Below are 18,218 nucleotides of genomic sequence, written 5' to 3'. Positions count from 1 at the left end.
TAATGGGAGGTCATCGAATATGAGTAAAATCATTGGGATTGACTTAGGAACAACAAACTCATGTGTTGCAGTACTTGAAGGCGGCGAGCCAAAAGTCATTGCAAACGCTGAAGGAGCACGTACAACACCATCTGTTGTCGCTTTTAAAAACGGAGAGCGCCAAGTGGGTGAAGTAGCAAAACGTCAATCAATTACAAACCCAAACACAATCATGTCTGTTAAAAGACATATGGGTACAGATTATAAAGTAGAAGTTGAAGGCAAGAACTATACACCGCAGGAAATCTCTGCAATCATTCTTCAACACCTTAAATCTTACGCTGAAAGTTATCTTGGTGAAGAAGTAACAAAAGCAGTAATCACTGTTCCTGCATACTTCAACGATGCAGAACGTCAAGCAACGAAAGATGCTGGTAAAATTGCCGGTCTTGAAGTAGAACGTATCATCAACGAACCAACAGCAGCTGCACTTGCGTATGGTTTAGATAAAACAGATGAAGATCAAACGATCCTTGTATACGACCTTGGCGGCGGTACATTTGACGTGTCAGTTCTTGAACTTGGAGACGGCGTCTTTGAAGTGCGCTCAACTGCTGGGGACAACCGTCTAGGTGGAGACGATTTTGACCAAGTCATCATTGATCACCTAGTGGCAGAATTCAAAAAAGAAAATGGCATTGATCTTTCTAAAGATAAAATGGCGCTTCAGCGTTTAAAAGATGCTGCTGAAAAAGCGAAAAAAGATCTTTCAGGTGTATCTTCTACACAAATTTCACTGCCATTTATCACAGCTGGAGAAGCAGGACCTCTTCACCTTGAATTAACGTTAACGCGTGCTAAATTCGAAGAGCTTTCTGCAGATCTTGTAGAGCGTACAATGACACCAGTACGTCAATCACTGAAAGATGCTGGTTTATCTGCTAGCGAGATTGATAAAGTCATCCTTGTAGGTGGATCAACTCGTATTCCTGCAGTACAAGAAGCAATCAAAAAAGAAACAGGCAAAGAGCCTCATAAAGGTGTAAACCCTGATGAAGTTGTTGCACTTGGTGCAGCGATTCAAGGTGGAGTTATCACAGGAGATGTCAAAGACGTTGTTCTTCTTGACGTAACACCACTTTCTTTAGGAATTGAAACAATGGGCGGCGTGTTCACGAAGCTGATTGAACGTAATACAACAATTCCAACAAGTAAATCTCAAGTATTCTCAACGGCTGCTGACAACCAAACAGCTGTAGATATCCATGTCTTGCAAGGTGAGCGCCCAATGGCTGCAGATAACAAAACATTAGGCCGCTTCCAATTGACTGATATCCCGCCAGCACCACGCGGCGTACCACAAATTGAAGTATCATTTGATATCGATAAAAACGGTATTGTCAACGTACGTGCGAAAGATATGGGTACAGGCAAAGAGCAAAACATCACAATCAAATCTTCTTCAGGTCTTTCTGATGATGAGATCGAAAAAATGGTCAAAGAAGCAGAAGAAAATGCTGAAGCAGATGCGAAGAAAAAAGAAGAAATCGAAGTGCGCAACGAAGCAGATCAATTAGTGTTTACAACTGAAAAAACATTAAAAGATCTAGAAGGCAAAATCGATGAAGAGCAAGTGAAAAAAGCAAACGACGCGAAAGATGCACTAAAAACTGCGATCGAAAAAGGCGAGTTTGAAGACATCAAAGCGAAAAAAGATGAGCTGCAAACAATCGTTCAAGAATTAACGACAAAGCTCTATGAAGAAGCTGCAAAACAAGCACAAGCTCAGCAAGAAGGCGCTGAAGGTGCTCAAAAAGCAGATGACAATGTAGTGGATGCAGAATACGAAGAAGTAAACGACGATCAAGAGAAAAAATAATCACCTTTACTTTTGAAAAAGACTGCTGAAACGTACTCGTCAGAAAGTCAAAGTCAGGATCTCTTGGCTTTGACTTTTTTTCTTTTCAACGATGAAAGGAATTGAAAAAAGTTAAATCAAAATGATACAATCGTATTTATGTGAGAAAATCGGGAGTGTGAAGAGATGAGTAAGCGTGATTACTATGAAGTGCTTGGCGTAAGTAAGAGCGCCTCAAAGGACGAAATCAAAAAGGCATACCGCAAGCTTTCAAAAAAGTATCACCCTGATATTAATAAAGAAGCTGGCTCAGATGAGAAATTCAAAGAAGTAAAAGAAGCCTATGAAACCCTTTCTGATGATCAAAAACGTTCGCATTATGACCAGTTCGGTCATACCGATCCAAACCAAGGCTTTGGCGGCGGCGGTTTTGGTGGAGGAGGAGACTTTGGCGGCTTCGGCGGCTTTGATGACATCTTCTCTAGTATTTTTGGCGGCGGAGCGAGAAGAAGAGATCCAAATGCACCGCGCCAAGGAGCGGACCTGCAATATACAATGACGCTTTCATTCGAAGAAGCGGCATTTGGAAAAGAAGCAACGATTGAAATCCCTCGTGAAGAATCTTGTGAAACATGTCATGGATCAGGTGCAAAGCCTGGTACGCAGGCGAAAACTTGTTCACATTGCGGAGGATCGGGTCAATTAAATGTTGAACAGTCAACCCCATTTGGTAAAGTGGTCAACCGCAGAGTATGTAACTACTGTAGCGGAACAGGGAAACAAATTGATCATAAATGTTCAACATGCGGCGGATCTGGCAAAGTGCGTAAGCGTAAGAAAATTAACGTGACAATCCCTGCAGGTGTAGATGATGGTCAGCAGCTCAGAGTATCTGGTCAAGGTGAACCAGGTGTAAATGGAGGACCTCCAGGCGATCTATTCGTTGTATTCCATGTGCGTGCGCATGAATTCTTCGAACGTGATGGAGATGACATTTACTGCGAGATGCCGCTCACCTTTGCCCAAGCTGCATTAGGTGACGAAATTGAAGTGCCGACATTACACGGAAAAGTAAAATTAAAAGTTCCTGCTGGCACTCAAACTGGCACGAAGTTTAGACTTAAAGGAAAAGGTGTGAAAAATGTACGCGGCTACGGCCAAGGCGATCAGCATATCGTTGTACGTGTCGTCACACCGACAAATTTAACAGACAATCAAAAAGATATCATTAGAAAATTTGCTGAAGTGAGCGGAAATAAACCGGACGAACAAGAAATGAGCTTTTTCGATAAGGTAAAACGCGCATTTAAAGGCGAGTAAGACGGATAAGGAGTTGGTAGTATTGAAGTGGTCAGAAATTAGCGTCCATACAACAAATGAAGCGGTGGAACCGATCACCAATATTTTGCATGAAGCAGGTGCAAGTGGTGTCGTGATTGAGGACCCGCTTGATTTAGTCAAGGAACGTGAAAATGTATACGGTGAGATCTACCAGCTCGATCCGAATGATTATCCGGATGAAGGTGTCATTGTCAAAGCCTATCTTCCAATGAACAGCTTTTTGATGGAAACGGTAGATGAGATCAAAGAAGCCATCAACAATCTTCTTCTATACGATATTGACCTTGGACGCAATACACTGTCAATTTGTGAAGTAAATGAAGAAGAATGGGCCACCGCATGGAAGAAATACTATCATCCTGTGAAAATTTCTGAAAAATTCACCATCGTTCCAACGTGGGAAGAATATACGCCGGTTCATTCTGATGAACTGATTATTGAAATGGACCCTGGAATGGCATTTGGAACAGGTACGCATCCCACAACCGTCCTTTGTATTCAGGCGCTTGAGCGCTATGTAAAGGAAAACGATACGGTGATTGATGTTGGAACAGGCTCTGGGATTTTAAGTGTGGCAGCAGCAATGCTTGGTGCAAAGGACATTCAAGCCTTTGATCTCGACACCGTTGCGGTAGAAAGTGCGAAGCAAAACATCGAACTAAATGGTGTAAGTGACCAAGTGACGGTCAAACAAAACAACTTGCTTGATGGGATTTCAGGTGAGCGTGATGTGATTGTCGCCAACATTCTGGCAGAAGTAATTTTGCGCTTTACAGATCAAGCCTATGACCTATTGAAGAAAGATGGCTATTTCATTACATCAGGCATCATTGGACAAAAGAAATTACAAGTCAAAACAGCATTAGAAGAAGCAGGTTTTGATATTGTTGAAGTGCTGTCAATGGAAGATTGGGTCAGCATTATAGCGAAAAAATAAAGCGAGTAGGTGTCAGGACACGTATGCAACGATATTTTATCGACCTCACGAAAGAAGAAGTGACGTTAAAGGGAGCCATCGTTATAAAAGGTGAAGATGTACATCATCTTTCCAATGTCATGCGGATGAAAGCAGGGCAGGAAATCCTTTGTTTAACAACAGACGGCTTTGAAGCGCTCAGTAAAATTGATACAATAACAAAGGAAGAAGTGATTTGTCACCTTGAAAGCTGGACAAATCAGGACAGAGAACTTCCGATTCGGGTGACGATCGCAAGCGGTCTTCCAAAAGGAGATAAGCTTGAGCTCATTATCCAAAAAGGCACAGAGCTTGGCGCAAGTGCTTTTATCCCATTTCAAGCGGCTCGTTCTATTACAAAGCTAGACCAAAAAAAGTCACATAAAAAACGAGAGCGCTGGGAGAAAATCGCGAAAGAAGCAGCAGAGCAGTCCTACCGGAATATCATTCCGCGTGTTTATTCAGTATCAACGTTTAAAGAGCTGACGCAATTAGCTGGTGAATTCGATAAATGTGTCGTTGCATACGAAGAATCATCGAAAGAAGGAGAGCAAAGCCGTTTTCAAACTGTGCTTCAACAGATGAAAGGCGGACAAACCTTGTTAGTGGTTTTTGGCCCTGAAGGCGGTTTGGCAGAAAAGGAGATTGAAGAGCTTGAAACGCTTGGTGCAGTCATTTGCGGGCTCGGACCACGCATTTTAAGAACAGAAACCGCTCCTTTATACGCGCTTTCCGCTATATCTTATCAAACAGAGTTATTAAGAGGTGAATCATGATGGGAACAGTAGCGTTCCATACACTTGGCTGTAAGGTCAACCACTATGAAACAGAGGCGATCTGGCAGCTGTTTAAAGAAGCTGGCTATGAAAGAAAAGAGTATGAATCAAAAGCAGACGTATATGTCATTAATACATGTACGGTCACGAATACAGGCGATAAGAAAAGCCGCCAAGTCATTAGAAGAGCCATTCGTCATAACCCGGATGGTGTCATTTGTGTAACTGGCTGCTATGCGCAAACATCTCCAGCAGAAATCATGGCGATTCCTGGTGTTGATATTGTGGTTGGAACACAGGACAGACATAAATTACTAGGTTATATAGAAGAATACCGCAGAGAAAGACAGCCGATCAACGGGGTTGGCAATATCATGAAAGCACGTGTGTTTGAAGAACTTGATGTTCCTGCCTTTACAGACAGAACGCGCGCTTCATTAAAAATCCAAGAAGGCTGTAACAACTTCTGTACATTCTGCATTATTCCTTGGGCACGCGGCCTTCTTCGTTCTCGCGATCCAGAAGAAGTCATCAATCAAGCGCAGCAGCTTGTTGATGCAGGCTATAAAGAAATTGTGCTTACAGGTATTCACACAGGCGGATACGGAGAAGACTTAAAGGATTATAACTTTGCGAAGCTTCTGAGAGCATTAGATGAACGTGTTATTGGCTTAAAACGAATCCGTATTTCATCTATTGAAGCTAGTCAAATTACAGATGAAGTGATTGAAGTGCTGGATCAGTCAGATAAAATTGTCAGACACTTACACATCCCGCTTCAATCTGGTTCAAATACTGTGCTAAAAAGAATGCGCCGTAAATATACGATGGAATTCTTTGCAGAGCGTTTAACAAAGCTGAAAAAAGCATTGCCAGGACTTGCTGTCACCTCTGATGTAATCGTAGGATTCCCTGGGGAAACAGAAGAAGAATTCTTGGAAACGTACAATTTTGTCAAAGACCATCAATTCTCTGAGCTGCACGTCTTCCCTTACAGCAAACGTACAGGTACGCCGGCTGCAAGAATGGAAGATCAAGTGGATGAAAATGTGAAAAACGAACGTGTTCACCGTTTGATCGCTCTTTCTGACCAGCTTGCGAAAGAGTATGCATCTGCATATGAGGGGGATGTGCTAGAAATTATTCCGGAAGAATCCTTCAAAGAACAAGAAGGAAACCACAATCTTTATGTTGGTTATACCGATAACTATATGAAGGTTGTTTTTGAAGGAACAGAGGACATGATCGGACGTCTGGTCAAAGTGAAAATTACGAAAGCGGGCTATCCTTATAACGAAGGACAATTCGTTCGCATCAGCGATGATGTGCAGCCAGACAAAGTGAGAATGACCTCATAATAGATAAAAAACCGGCAGCCAAAAGGGCAAGCCGGTTTCTTTTATTTTGACTGATTCGGCATGAGACACAAGATCAATGCGTGAAAAGGGCGTATGAACGGGAAGAAGAGGAGAGAGCTTGCCACATTAAACAGCAGGCTGAAATGCGCAATCTGCTGGGCGGGTGAGCTTGCAAGAAGGGCGACAACCTCTGTAATCAGGACGAGAAACGGGAGGCATAAAAGAACCCCGATTACATTAAACACGACGTGTGCATAAGCCGTTTGACGTGCTGCGTAGCCGCCAGATATCGCAGCCATCACAGCCGTAATACATGTCCCAATATTGGAACCTAACACAAAGCTGATGCCTTCCTGAAGTGCCACAGTTCCCTCATTCATAAATCCCATTAAAATGCCGATACAGACGGAGCTCGAATGAACAATCGCTGTGAAAATGGTACCCGAAAGCAGCGCTGTCCAGTCTGAATGCTGCATCATTTCAAGAAAACGCAATGTCTCAGGCTGACTTGTCATCATCCCTGCAATTTTTGAGAAGCCTTGAATGCAAAAAAAGATCATCCCGAGCCCAAATAAACTTTTTCCTGCATGTCTAAAAGATGTTCTGCCAAAAAGGATGCATACAAGACCGGTTATGATCAAAACCCACATGAAGACATCCATTTTAATAGCGATAAATTCTGTCGTAAACGTGGAGCCGATATTGGTTCCAAGAATCATAGGGATCGATTTTTTAAAAGAGAGAATGCCTGTACTGACAAAGCCGATGACGATGACCATAAACGCCGAACTGCTTTGTAGAACCCCTGTAAACACAATGCTGACCAAGAATGCTTTGACCGGGTGATCTGTAAAGAGAAGAAGTGATTTCTCAATACGAGAGGACGCAAGCGCCATTAATCCTTTTCTCAGCAAACCCATTGACCATAAAAAAATGAAAATAAGTGCACAAAAATAAATGATCGCCATCATAGAAAAGTCCTCCTCTTACCAATGAATATATGGACTTGTCTACCTGCTCATGACGAAAATATATTTCCAAATCACTTAGTTGACCTCACACAAGGCTTATATTATAATGTCTAGGTACATGTTTTGCATGTATATCTTTTTTTAATGCAGTCGATTGGTGTATTCGGAGGGAGGGAAAGAGAATGTCAAAAACGGTCGTTAGAAAAAACGAATCGCTTGAAGATGCTCTTCGTCGCTTTAAACGCAGTGTATCCAAAACTGGAACATTGCAAGAAGCAAGAAAGCGTGAATTTTATGAAAAGCCTAGCGTAAAGCGCAAGAAAAAGTCTGAAGCTGCTAGAAAACGTAAATTCTAAAGAGGGTGGATTTTATGAGTCTTCTTGAGCAATTAAATTCTGATATGAAGCTTATGATGAAAAACCGTGAGAAAGACAAGCTTGTTGTCATTCGTATGGTAAAGGCTTCGCTGCAAAATGAAGCAATTAAGCTTAAGAAAGACAGTTTGACCGGCGATGAGGAACTAACCGTCCTTTCCCGCGAGATTAAGCAACGTAAAGACTCCCTCCATGAATTTTCGAAAGCTAATCGCTTAGATTTAGTAGATAAAGTTCAAAAAGAGATTGACATCTTAGACGTTTATTTACCTGAACAGCTTTCTGAAGAAGAACTGCAAACGATCGTGAAAGAAACGATCGCTGAAACAGGTGCTTCCTCAAAGGCTGACATGGGTAAAGTGATGAGCGCTATTATGCCAAAAGTAAAAGGTAAAGCTGATGGAGCTGTCATTAACAGACTTGTCAGCGAGCAGCTGTCTCAATAAAAAAGTATCCTTCTATTGTTAGAAGGGTACTTTTTTTATGCCCTCATGATTCTGTCATATAAAAATGAAACCTATGATACATTTGTAACGTATGTAAAGGAACAGTAAAATGGAAGAAAGAGAGGAGGGATCACCAAATAGATGAAAAAAATAAAAATTTATATTGCTCTCTTCAGTTGTTTTATAATATGCTTGTTATTAGGGGTTCAATTGACCGCGAAATCAGCAGATCAGAAAGTTCATGTTATCCCAATTGAAGATACAGTAGAAAAAGGACTTTCTAAATTCATTGAACGATCGTTTGAGCAGGCAAAGGCGGAACGGGCGAAGCATATTATTCTCGACATCAATACACCGGGTGGTGCAGTCGATGCAGCGCTTGAGATCGCAGATACCATCCGCGCTTCCGATATCCCAGTGACAGCGTTTGTCAATCATAGAGCGCTTTCAGCCGGGGCATTCATCGCGCTAAATGCCGAGCAAATTTATATGACCCCGAATGGAAAGATGGGGGCTGCTGCGATCATTGATGGAGAAGGCAATGCTGCCGATCAAAAATCTGAATCTCTATGGCTTGCTGAAATGAGTGATGCTGCCGAAAAGCAGGGGCGTGATCCAAAGTATGCTCTTGCCATGGCGGATGTAGATATAGACGCAAAAGAAGCCGGTGCACCAAAAGGGGAATTGCTCACCTTTAACACAGATCGGGCGCTTCAATTCGGGTATGCAGAAGGTGAAGCGAAAAATATGGATGACTTGCTTCAGAAGCTGAAATTAACAGACGCTTCTGTTCAATACGATGAAGTGAGCTTTGCTGAAAAGGTTGCGCGTTTTCTTACGCACCCAATCGTCATTCCGATCCTTTTATCCATTGCAAGCTTAGGATTAATTGTTGAGCTCTATTCTCCTGGCTTTGGAGTCCCGGGCACCATGGGAGTGACAGCGCTTCTTCTATTCTTTTATGGTCATCTCGTGGCAGGTTTTGCAGGATATGAGACATTGTTCCTGTTTTTAGCAGGGATTGCACTCATCATTCTGGAATTGTTTTTGCCAGGGGGAATCGTAGGTGTCATTGGACTGATCTGTGTCGTTGTCAGCTTATTTTTAGCAGCTGGAAGCTTTACAGAAATGGCGATTTCCATCTTGATTGCCACTGCTGTTTCAATCATAGCAGTTATTTTATTGACAAAGGTGTTGGGGAAACGTATGAAATTCTTTAAAAAGTTCATTTTAACCGATTCAACCAATAAGGAAAGCGGTTATGTCTCAAATGAAACAAGAGAAGATCTTGTTGGACAAATCGCAGTGACAGCAACTGCACTTCGTCCATCTGGTACGATCGTATTCGGAGATGAGCGCATTGATGTTGTGTCAGAAGGTGCATTTATCGATAAGGATGAGCAAGTAAAAATTGTGAAAGCGGAAGGCTCACGCATTGTCGTGAGGAAAGTATAGATATACTGATTTTAGAGGAGGAATAAAATGGATCCATCTACTTTACTATTATTTGTGATTATCGCAGCAGGTTTGATTGTTCTTTCGATCTTTTTCACCTTTGTACCGGTGATGCTGTGGATTTCTGCCCTAGCGGCTGGCGTAAAAGTGAGCATTTTTACACTTGTAGGAATGAGACTGCGCCGAGTCATTCCAAACCGAGTGGTCAACCCGCTCATCAAAGCACATAAAGCAGGTCTTGATGTGACGATTAACCAACTGGAGAGCCACTATCTTGCAGGTGGTAACGTGGACAGAGTTGTGAACGCATTGATCGCAGCTCAACGTGCGAATATCGAATTGAACTTTGCTCGCTGTGCAGCCATCGACCTAGCAGGCCGTGATGTACTAGAAGCAGTTCAAATGAGTGTAAACCCTAAAGTCATTGAAACACCATTTATCTCTGGTGTTGCGATGGACGGGATTGAAGTCAAAGCAAAAGCACGTATTACAGTTCGTGCAAACATCGACCGTCTTGTCGGTGGTGCAGGGGAAGAAACAATTATTGCCCGTGTAGGTGAAGGGATTGTCTCGACAATCGGTTCATCAGATAATCATAAAAAGGTTCTTGAGAATCCTGATATGATTTCTCAAACGGTTCTTGGTAAAGGATTAGATTCAGGTACTGCATTTGAAATTCTCTCGATTGATATCGCAGATGTGGATATCGGTAAAAACATCGGGGCGATTCTGCAAACAGACCAAGCAGAAGCAGACAAAAACATTGCACAGGCGAAAGCAGAAGAACGCCGCGCAATGGCTGTTGCACAAGAGCAAGAGATGCGTGCGAAAGTTGAAGAAATGCGCGCGAAAGTAGTAGAAGCAGAGGCTGAAGTACCACTTGCAATGGCTGAAGCATTACGTGAAGGCAATATTGGTGTCATGGACTACATGAACATTAAAAATATCGATGCTGATACGGATATGAGAGATTCATTTGGTAAAATGACAAAAGGTCCATCTGATAATGAAAACAAATAAGCATCCTCTCACGCTTTAAGGAGGGAGCCCATTGGACATTCTATTTGAAAATCCGCTACTAATTGCGATTATCATCGGTATCATCTCTGCCGTCTTTGGGAAAATCGGCAAACAAGAGGAGAACGAAGAGAAGAATCAGCAAAAGAAGCCCGCTCCTCAGCGTAAGCCGGTGGCCCAAAAACAAACAAAGCAAACAAGTCCAGATCCAGTCGTGACGGATCAGCTGGACGATTTCGGTGATGTACATGATCATGGCGGGATGAAGAAAAAAACTTCTCAGTCCTTACAAGATCGCTATACGGCTACACTTGCCGAAATGGAAGAAAGAAAAAACGAGTTGAACAAAGAGTTTCAATCGCTTGAAAGAGAGCTGACAAGGCCAAAGGCTGCATCTGCTGAAGTGAGGCCAAAAATCATTGAGAAGCTGAACCAAGATACAATTGTTCAAGGAATGATCCTTGGAGAAGTATTTGGAGAGCCGCGCGCGAAAAAGCCGCACAGAACGATGAAACGGCCATATAAAAGATAAAGAAGAAAGTCCCCTTCAAAAAAGGGGGCTTTTTTTTGCCTGATAACGATTTTTCATAAAGAAAATGCTGAAACGGCTGTTTTACGGGATTCATTAGCATGATATGAACCCCTGAGGAATAGGATGATATAGAGGCTTTCTCATCAGTCTCACCATCTTTCAGTTTGAAATCATACACATGAGGTGGGAAGGGGTTCTTATTGAATGGGAAAAAGAAAAAATCGACTTAAAGCATGGCTGACAAGAACACTTGAAATCCCTCCAGACGTGATGATGGATCTTCCCCGTATTACGATGGTTGGCAGACTCCACATTTACATAGAGAACCATAAAGGGCTTTTGCTTTTCAGTGATCAAGAGGTAAGGCTGATGCTCAAACAGGGACAATGCATTATTTCAGGGAAAGATTTTGTGATTAAAACGATTTTGCCAGAAGAGATTTTATTGGAAGGGAAAATCGATGAGGTCCGTTATATTGATTCTTAACTGACGGAGGGGAGAAGCGTGAAGAATAAATGGTTCGGCTATTTTATTGGCAGAGTGGAAGTGGAGATCAAAGGAAATGGCATTGAGCGGCTCATCAATGAGTGCACGAGGCAGGGGATCACAATGTTACAAGTGAGCCGCCGTCAAGACAGCGTGCGCTTATTTATTCGCCTATCAGATGTACATGCCTTCAGAAAAGTACGCAGACATCATGACGTGACATGTTCATTTCATCAAAAGAAGGGCTTTCCGTTTCTACTTCTTTGGTCAAGGAAGAATATCGGATTTACCCTTGGGATTGTATGCTTTCTAGTGACGATATTGGCGCTTTCAAACATGGTATGGAAAATTGATATTAAAGGAGCCAATCCAGAAACTGAACATCAAATGAGAAAGCATTTAGACGACATTGGGGTGCAAAAAGGACGTTTTCAGTTTCTAATGGGAACACCTGAAAAAATTCAAAAATCCCTGACAACCAATATTCAAAGCATCACATGGGTCGGCGTTGAACTAAACGGCACAACCTTTCAAATGAAAGTTGTGGAAAAAAATGAACCCGAAAAAGAAAAATACACGAGTCCTCAGCATATCGTCGCCAAGAAAAAGGCTGTCATCACGAGAATGTATGTAGAAAAGGGGGAGCCGCTTGCCGCGGTTGATGAACATGTAAAGAAAGGACAGATGCTTGTCTCTGGACTCATTGGCAGCGAAGATCAGCAGAAAACGGTAGGAGCCAAAGCGAAAATCTATGGTGAAACGTGGTATCGTTCTGAAGTTTCTGTCCCTCTTCGAACATCTTTTGACGTCTTTACGGGTAAAATGAAGACAAAGCACAAGCTCTCCGCATTTGGAGGCTCACTGCCATTTTGGGGCTTTTCTTTTAAAAAGGATGATTTTAAGCAGCCAAAAACAGAAACAGAAGTTCATCCGCTTCATTTCTTAAACATGCAGCTCCCATTCTCTTATGAAAAGGAAATCACACGTGAAAGTGAGAAAATAAATCGAGAATACACAAATAAAGAAGCGGTTCAAGCAGGGATTAAAATGGGTAAAAAAGAATTAGAAGAGAAGCTAGGTCAAACAGGAGAGGTGAAAAGTGAAAAAGTTTTGCACGAGACAACAGGGAATGGTAAAGTTAAGTTAATCATCCTTTACCAAGTAATAGAAGATATTGTTCAACCAACACCTATTGTTCAGGGAGACTAGAGAATGACAGAACATTTACTTGAGATTCAACAAAAATTGGATAGTCCAAACGAAGCGATTGCTTTATTTGGCAATCAAGATGCTTATCTGAAACTAATGGAAAACGAGCTGAACGTCTCCATTATTACGCGTGGAGAAAAAGTGTATGTTTCTGGTGAGGAAGCATCAAGAGATACAGTAAGCCGTTTGATCACATCTCTTTTACATCTCATCCGTAAAGGAATCGAGATATCTGAACGGGATGTCGTCTATGCCATTAAAATGGCGCAAAAAAACAAGCTGAATTATTTTGAGAATATGTATGAAGATGAAATTACGAAAAATGCCAAAGGAAAGTCGATCAGGGTGAAAACAATCGGCCAGCGGGAATATGCTGCGGCGATGAAAAAAGATGACCTGGTCTTTGGGATTGGACCAGCTGGTACAGGGAAGACGTATTTGGCAGTCGTCAATGCGGTACATTCATTGAAAAATGGACATGTGAAACGGATTATCCTGACAAGACCAGCTGTTGAAGCAGGAGAGAGTCTTGGCTTTTTACCAGGCGATCTAAAGGAAAAAGTAGATCCTTATTTAAGACCACTATATGATGCCTTGCATGATGTGCTTGGCAGTGATCATACGGAACGTTTAATCGAGCGCGGCGTGATTGAAATAGCACCCCTTGCCTATATGAGAGGCCGGACGCTTGATGATGCATTTGTTATTTTAGATGAAGCGCAGAATACAACACCTGCCCAAATGAAAATGTTTTTGACGAGACTTGGCTTTGGTTCTAAAATGGTCATTACAGGAGATATTACACAGATTGATCTGCCAAAGGGCATGCAATCAGGTCTTGCGGCTGCAAAGGACATGCTTGCAGAGATCAAGGGCATCTCATTTATTGAATTAGACCAGACAGATGTGGTCAGACACCCGCTTGTGGCGAAGATCATTGGCGCATACGAAAAGCAAAAATGAACTGAGTGACCCGATCGTCTTCATCGGGTCATTTTGTTTCGATCGTGGTTTAAAGTAAAAAAGGAGGTACTTTCCTTGAGAAAGAATCAAAAAGGCAGTAAGCGCAAAAGACTGCTGTCTAAAAAAGAACCTCAGAAAATGGAGCGCTCACGTTATTTAAATGTTTTGCTGTACGCTGCTTTAGCAGCCATTTTATTCGTGGTGCTCTTCTTCCATGTAAAGCCTGAATCGCTCGACTTAGATTTATTTTCTGTGAGCGAACAGACCATCTATTCTCCGTCAACCGTTGATGATCAAGAAGCGACAGAAGAAAAGAAACAAGAAGCAACAGATCAAGTGGAAGATCAATATACGCTCAAAAAAGCGTATTCTGATAATCGTGTAGACCTCATCTCATCCCTCTTTGAAGCCATTAAAGAAGAGAAGAAAGCAGCTGATGATAAAGAGAAAGCGCCATCAGATCAAGAAATGGTCAAGCGTGTCAAAGAAAAGCTCACAACAGATATGCAGGAAGCTGTTTCGGATCAATCCATCAAAGCACTGCTTCAGGCAAGTGATGAGAATCTCTCATTTACTAAAGATTCCATCATCACAGTGGTGAATTCACTGATGAGTAAAGAAATCACAGCAGCGAAATTACAAGATGAGAAAAAACAAGTCAAAACAGAGCTTGAAAATAATTCGATTCCATCAAAATACTTAAATGCAGCGAAAGAAATCGGTGAATTTGCGATCATCCCAAACTATGTATTTGACCCAGTGGCAACAGAGAAGAAAAGACAGGAAGCGGCTGACAATATTCAGCCAGTGCAAATTAAGCAAGGGCAAATCTTAGTTGAAGAAGGAGAGCTCATCGACCGGGAAGTTTATCGCAAATTAGAACTCACGGGTCTATTAAACAGCTCAAATTTATTTAAGCCTGTAAGTGGTCTTTTCATATTAATTGGCCTGTTCTTAGCAACGATTATTCATTCCCTTGAATCGAGAAAAAAGTCGCTTGTCCATAAGAATAAGTCATTACTGCTCTATTCGCTTATTTTTACGATTATTTTAATGATCATGGAAGTGTTCAGTCTCTTCCAGGAAACGAAATATACAACGATAGGCTATGTTGTGCCAGTGGCACTTGGCACGATGTTGATCAAACTGCTCATTAATGAGCGGTTAGCAATCTTCTCCGGTCTTGTATTTGCTCTTTGCGGCAGTATGATGTTTAATCAAGGAGTAACCGGCGTCTTTAACTATGTGATCTGCGCCTATTATCTGATGAGCGGGATGGCAGGTATTTTATTTTTAAGAAAACATAATGCAAGATCAAAAATATTGCAGGCGGGGCTTTTGGTGGCGCTGGTGAATGTACTTGTGGTTTTATCCATTACACTGATCCAAAACTCTTCACCATCAGGGCTTGAAATCGGTGTGAACCTCATGATGGCGATTGTGTCAGGGTTTGCATCATCTATCTTGGTCATTGGGTTAATGCCTGTTTTTGAGAGCATGTTTGGCATTCTTTCCACAATGAAGCTGATCGAATTATCTAACCCAAATCATCCGCTGCTCAAAAAGATTTTAACCGAGACACCAGGTACATATCATCATAGTGTCATGGTGGCGAATTTAGCGGATGCTGCATGTGAAGCAGTCGGTGCAAACGGTCTTTTAGCAAGGGTCGGCGCTTATTATCATGACATTGGGAAAACGAAAAGACCGCAGTACTTTATCGAAAACCAAATGAACATTGATAATCCGCATGACAAGCTTTCTCCTCAGCTGAGTAAAAATATTATTATTGCCCATACGACAGATGGCGCTGATATGCTGAGAGAAAAGAAGTTTCCTGAAGAGCTTGTCGACATTGCAGAACAGCATCACGGAAAGTCTCTTTTAAAGTTCTTTTACTATAAGGCAAAAGAGCGTGATGATCAGGTGACAGAAGAAGAATTCCGTTACCCTGGTCCAAAGCCGCAATCAAAAGAAGCAGCGATTATTTCTGTGGCTGACAGCGTTGAAGCGGCGGTTCGTTCCATGCATAATCCAAATCCAGAGCGGATTGAAAAGCTTGTCAAAGGCATTATTTCGGATAAAATGCAGGACGGGCAATTTAGTGAATGTGACCTGACATTTAAAGAATTAAATATTATCAGCCAAACAATTTGTACAACATTAAAGGGGATTTTCCATTCTCGGATTGAATATCCAGATGCCCCGAAGCAGAAGGTGAAGTAAATGACATTGTTAATCGATTTAATAGATGAAACAGGACAAGTATCAAAAGAGCAGCTTGAAGAAGTGGAAAAGCTTCTTCAGTTTGCTGCAGACGAACTTGAGGTCAAGGATCAAGCGGAAGTATCAGTGACGATCGTTTCGAATGAAGAGATTCATCAAATCAATAAAGAATACCGCGGAAAAGACGCGCCAACGGATGTGATCTCCTTTGCACTTGAGGAAGAAGGAGAAGGGGAGATTGAAATCATTGGAGCGGATGATATCCCGCCTGTACTTGGTGACATTATCATTAGTGTAGATCGAACGAAAGAGCAGGCGGAGGAATATGGACATTCCTTTATGAGAGAGCTTGGATTCTTAACGATTCATGGCTTCCTTCATTTGCTCGGGTATGATCATATGACAGAGGAAGATGAAAAAGAAATGTTCGCCAAACAGACAAAAATCTTGGATGATTATGGCCTTTCGAGATCATCGTAAGAAAAGAAGGCCGCTCGCTCGTTTTTTTCGGAGTTTTTACTATGCATTTAGAGGAATATGGCGAACTTTCTTGAATGAACGGAATTTTCGATTTCACACAGTCGCAGCCATCATCGTGGTGATCTGCGGCTTTTGGTTCCGCATTGACCCATTTGAATGGCTGATCGTTCTTCTTCTATGCGGGGGGATGTTTGCGCTTGAACTTGTCAATACAGCCATTGAACATACAGTGGATCTGATGACAGAAGAAAGACACCCGCTTGCAGAGAGAGCGAAGGACGCTGCGGCAGGCGCTGTTTGCGTTTACGCCGCAATTTCGGTTATGATTGGGTTGATCATCTTCTTACCGAAGATCATGCAATAGAACAATATTACTATTTATTAACATTTTTAGAAATGGGCGTGAAAATGTCACGTGAATTATGTAAAATATAAATGTGACAGTGGTACCATTTCTTCTGAAAGTGGGAACTAGGAATGAACAAACAAGAGTTGATTTCAGAAGCAATCAAAGCAAGAGATTTTGCATATGTACCCTATTCTAAATTCAAAGTCGGTGCAGCGTTACTGTCGAATGATGGAAAAGTGTATGGCGGCTGCAACATTGAAAATGCAGCATATGGTATGTGTAATTGTGCGGAAAGAACAGCACTTTTTAAAGCCTATTCAGAAGGCATTACATCTTTTCAAATGTTAGCAGTGGTGGCTGATACAGACCGTCCTGTTTCGCCGTGCGGCGCATGCAGACAGGTCATTTCAGAGCTATGTGCACCTGACATGCCAGTGATTCTAACGAACTTAAAAGGACATATATACGAAACAACAGTAAACGAACTATTGCCAGGAGCATTTTCACCGGAGGATTTAAATGACTAACGAAAGCTTCAAATCAGGATTTGTATCAATTATTGGAAGACCAAATGTAGGGAAATCAACCTTTCTTAATCGTGTTATTGGACAAAAGATCGCCATCATGAGCGATAAGCCCCAAACGACGCGAAACAAAGTGCAAGGTGTCCTGACAACGAACACATCACAAACGATCTTTATCGATACACCGGGGATTCATAAACCTAAGCATAAGCTTGGTGATTTTATGATGAGGGTGGCTCAAAATACACTGAAGGAAGTCGACCTGATCTTATTTATGATCAACGCACAGGAAGGCTATGGCAAAGGTGATGAATTCATCATTGAACGACTAAAGCAAACATCTACACCGGTGTTCCTTGTCGTGAATAAAATTGACCAAATTCATCCAGATGAACTGTTTCTTTTAATTGATGAATACCGTACACGTTATCCATTCAAGGAAATTGTGCCAATTTCAGCTCTTGAAGGAAACAATATCGACACGCTTCTTCAGCAGATTGAAGGTTATCTTCCAGAGGGCCCTCAATTTTATCCGGCAGATCAAGTAACAGATCATCCAGAACGGTTTATTATTTCTGAATTAATTCGTGAAAAAGTGCTGCATTTAACGAGAGAAGAGATTCCGCACAGTATTGCGGTTGCGATTGAATCGATTAAGCCAGATGAAAATGGCAAGATCCATGTCGCGGCAACCATTGTCGTAGAACGTGATTCGCAAAAAGGGATCGTCATTGGTAAACGAGGCAGCTTGTTAAAAGAAGTGGGACAAAAAGCGCGCAGAGATATTGAAGCACTTCTAGGCTCAAAAGTGTATTTAGAGCTTTGGGTCAAAGTTCAGAAGGACTGGCGTAATAAATCCACTCACCTTCGTGACTTCGGATTTAGAGAAGACGAATATTAAAAAATCGCTGCATTTGTC

General features: G+C 41.9%; 19 protein-coding genes. 18 read left to right on the top strand and 1 reads right to left on the bottom strand.

What is annotated here, in order from left to right; all coding sequences use genetic code 11:
* Nucleotides 1–19 precede the first annotated feature (19 nt).
* The 5 genes from dnaK to mtaB all read left to right on the top strand — a co-directional run bounded on the left by dnaK (nt 20) and on the right by mtaB (nt 6,267).
* Nucleotides 20–1,858: a molecular chaperone DnaK gene (dnaK, locus tag OIT90_RS07615; protein ID WP_126681571.1), complete on the top strand. Its 1,839-nt coding sequence runs from the start codon at nt 20–22 to the stop codon at nt 1,856–1,858.
* Between the two features lie 165 nt (nt 1,859–2,023).
* The gene (gene dnaJ / locus OIT90_RS07610) at nt 2,024–3,157 is read left to right on the top strand and encodes a molecular chaperone DnaJ (RefSeq protein ID WP_024427952.1); all 1,134 of its coding nucleotides are present in this window, start codon (nt 2,024–2,026) and stop codon (nt 3,155–3,157) included.
* 22 nt (nt 3,158–3,179) lie between these two features.
* Nucleotides 3,180–4,115, top strand: a complete 936-nt coding sequence (gene prmA, locus OIT90_RS07605) for a 50S ribosomal protein L11 methyltransferase (protein WP_024423032.1) — start codon at nt 3,180–3,182, stop codon at nt 4,113–4,115.
* Between the two features lie 23 nt (nt 4,116–4,138).
* The gene (locus OIT90_RS07600; protein ID WP_024427953.1) at nt 4,139–4,909 is read left to right on the top strand and encodes a 16S rRNA (uracil(1498)-N(3))-methyltransferase; all 771 of its coding nucleotides are present in this window, start codon (nt 4,139–4,141) and stop codon (nt 4,907–4,909) included.
* The gene (gene mtaB / locus OIT90_RS07595) at nt 4,909–6,267 is read left to right on the top strand and encodes a tRNA (N(6)-L-threonylcarbamoyladenosine(37)-C(2))-methylthiotransferase MtaB (RefSeq protein WP_058839061.1); all 1,359 of its coding nucleotides are present in this window, start codon (nt 4,909–4,911) and stop codon (nt 6,265–6,267) included. The genes OIT90_RS07600 and mtaB overlap by 1 nt, the downstream gene beginning before the upstream one ends.
* 41 nt (nt 6,268–6,308) lie before the next feature.
* Here mtaB and OIT90_RS07590 read toward each other — a convergent pair whose 3' ends face one another.
* Nucleotides 6,309–7,238 carry a Na/Pi symporter gene (locus OIT90_RS07590; RefSeq protein ID WP_251180489.1) on the bottom strand — a complete coding sequence of 310 codons (930 nt, stop codon included), beginning with the start codon at nt 7,236–7,238 and terminating at the stop codon, nt 6,309–6,311.
* Nucleotides 7,239–7,420: 182 nt separating this feature from the next.
* Here OIT90_RS07590 and rpsU point away from each other — a divergent pair, with 182 nt between their 5' ends.
* The 13 genes from rpsU to era all read left to right on the top strand — a co-directional run bounded on the left by rpsU (nt 7,421) and on the right by era (nt 18,200).
* The gene (gene rpsU / locus OIT90_RS07585) at nt 7,421–7,594 is read left to right on the top strand and encodes a 30S ribosomal protein S21 (RefSeq protein ID WP_003152957.1); all 174 of its coding nucleotides are present in this window, start codon (nt 7,421–7,423) and stop codon (nt 7,592–7,594) included.
* A 14-nt stretch (nt 7,595–7,608) separates the two neighbouring features.
* The gene (locus OIT90_RS07580) at nt 7,609–8,058 is read left to right on the top strand and encodes a GatB/YqeY domain-containing protein (RefSeq protein ID WP_041086254.1); all 450 of its coding nucleotides are present in this window, start codon (nt 7,609–7,611) and stop codon (nt 8,056–8,058) included.
* A gap of 141 nt (nt 8,059–8,199) precedes the next feature.
* On the top strand, nt 8,200–9,513 hold the full coding sequence (locus OIT90_RS07575; protein WP_474892413.1) for an NfeD family protein: 1,314 nt from the start codon (nt 8,200–8,202) through the stop codon (nt 9,511–9,513).
* 27 nt (nt 9,514–9,540) lie between these two features.
* Nucleotides 9,541–10,533 (top strand): flotillin-like protein FloA, encoded by a 993-nt coding sequence (gene floA, locus OIT90_RS07570; RefSeq protein ID WP_024423026.1) that lies wholly within the window; start codon nt 9,541–9,543, stop codon nt 10,531–10,533.
* A 31-nt stretch (nt 10,534–10,564) separates the two neighbouring features.
* Nucleotides 10,565–11,062, top strand: coding sequence for a hypothetical protein (locus OIT90_RS07565; RefSeq protein WP_064497619.1), 498 nt, complete (start codon nt 10,565–10,567; stop codon nt 11,060–11,062).
* Between the two features lie 204 nt (nt 11,063–11,266).
* Complete coding sequence (gene yqfC, locus OIT90_RS07560; protein WP_012010618.1) at nt 11,267–11,548, top strand: sporulation protein YqfC; 282 nt, start codon at nt 11,267–11,269, stop codon at nt 11,546–11,548.
* Nucleotides 11,549–11,566: 18 nt separating this feature from the next.
* Nucleotides 11,567–12,757, top strand: a complete 1,191-nt coding sequence (gene yqfD, locus OIT90_RS07555; protein ID WP_064497618.1) for a sporulation protein YqfD — start codon at nt 11,567–11,569, stop codon at nt 12,755–12,757.
* A 3-nt stretch (nt 12,758–12,760) separates the two neighbouring features.
* Nucleotides 12,761–13,720: a PhoH family protein gene (locus OIT90_RS07550; RefSeq protein ID WP_024423023.1), complete on the top strand. Its 960-nt coding sequence runs from the start codon at nt 12,761–12,763 to the stop codon at nt 13,718–13,720.
* Nucleotides 13,721–13,834: 114 nt separating this feature from the next.
* The gene (locus tag OIT90_RS07545; RefSeq protein WP_474892499.1) at nt 13,835–15,946 is read left to right on the top strand and encodes an HD family phosphohydrolase; all 2,112 of its coding nucleotides are present in this window, start codon (nt 13,835–13,837) and stop codon (nt 15,944–15,946) included.
* Complete coding sequence (gene ybeY, locus OIT90_RS07540; RefSeq protein WP_024423021.1) at nt 15,947–16,426, top strand: rRNA maturation RNase YbeY; 480 nt, start codon at nt 15,947–15,949, stop codon at nt 16,424–16,426.
* Nucleotides 16,404–16,790, top strand: coding sequence for a diacylglycerol kinase family protein (locus OIT90_RS07535; RefSeq protein ID WP_024423020.1), 387 nt, complete (start codon nt 16,404–16,406; stop codon nt 16,788–16,790). The genes ybeY and OIT90_RS07535 overlap by 23 nt, the downstream gene beginning before the upstream one ends.
* A 113-nt stretch (nt 16,791–16,903) precedes the next feature.
* Nucleotides 16,904–17,302 (top strand): cytidine deaminase, encoded by a 399-nt coding sequence (locus OIT90_RS07530; RefSeq protein WP_008356263.1) that lies wholly within the window; start codon nt 16,904–16,906, stop codon nt 17,300–17,302.
* A complete protein-coding gene (gene era, locus OIT90_RS07525) occupies nt 17,295–18,200 on the top strand; it encodes a GTPase Era (protein ID WP_007501305.1) in 906 nt (301 codons plus the stop codon). Before OIT90_RS07530 ends, era begins: the two co-directional genes overlap by 8 nt.
* Nucleotides 18,201–18,218 lie beyond the last annotated feature (18 nt).

It is taken from the genome of Bacillus sp. ABR, assembly GCF_056172715.1.
This window is presented reverse-complemented; position numbering and strand designations above follow the sequence as displayed.

Excerpts from the sequence above, each read along its gene's own strand:
- OIT90_RS07575 (WP_474892413.1), top strand. The coding sequence starts at position 8,200 with ATGAAAAAAATAAAAATTTATATTGCTCTCTTCAGTTGTTTTATAATA.
- OIT90_RS07535 (WP_024423020.1), top strand. The coding sequence starts at position 16,404 with ATGGCCTTTCGAGATCATCGTAAGAAAAGAAGGCCGCTCGCTCGTTTT.
- mtaB (WP_058839061.1), top strand. The coding sequence starts at position 4,909 with ATGGGAACAGTAGCGTTCCATACACTTGGCTGTAAGGTCAACCACTAT.
- yqfC (WP_012010618.1), top strand. The coding sequence starts at position 11,267 with ATGGGAAAAAGAAAAAATCGACTTAAAGCATGGCTGACAAGAACACTT.
- rpsU (WP_003152957.1), top strand. The coding sequence starts at position 7,421 with ATGTCAAAAACGGTCGTTAGAAAAAACGAATCGCTTGAAGATGCTCTT.
- OIT90_RS07580 (WP_041086254.1), top strand. The coding sequence starts at position 7,609 with ATGAGTCTTCTTGAGCAATTAAATTCTGATATGAAGCTTATGATGAAA.
- era (WP_007501305.1), top strand. The coding sequence starts at position 17,295 with ATGACTAACGAAAGCTTCAAATCAGGATTTGTATCAATTATTGGAAGA.
- dnaK (WP_126681571.1), top strand. The coding sequence starts at position 20 with ATGAGTAAAATCATTGGGATTGACTTAGGAACAACAAACTCATGTGTT.
- ybeY (WP_024423021.1), top strand. The coding sequence starts at position 15,947 with ATGACATTGTTAATCGATTTAATAGATGAAACAGGACAAGTATCAAAA.
- OIT90_RS07600 (WP_024427953.1), top strand. The coding sequence starts at position 4,139 with ATGCAACGATATTTTATCGACCTCACGAAAGAAGAAGTGACGTTAAAG.
- OIT90_RS07530 (WP_008356263.1), top strand. The coding sequence starts at position 16,904 with ATGAACAAACAAGAGTTGATTTCAGAAGCAATCAAAGCAAGAGATTTT.
- OIT90_RS07550 (WP_024423023.1), top strand. The coding sequence starts at position 12,761 with ATGACAGAACATTTACTTGAGATTCAACAAAAATTGGATAGTCCAAAC.
- dnaJ (WP_024427952.1), top strand. The coding sequence starts at position 2,024 with ATGAGTAAGCGTGATTACTATGAAGTGCTTGGCGTAAGTAAGAGCGCC.
- OIT90_RS07590 (WP_251180489.1), bottom strand. The coding sequence starts at position 7,238 with ATGATGGCGATCATTTATTTTTGTGCACTTATTTTCATTTTTTTATGG.
- floA (WP_024423026.1), top strand. The coding sequence starts at position 9,541 with ATGGATCCATCTACTTTACTATTATTTGTGATTATCGCAGCAGGTTTG.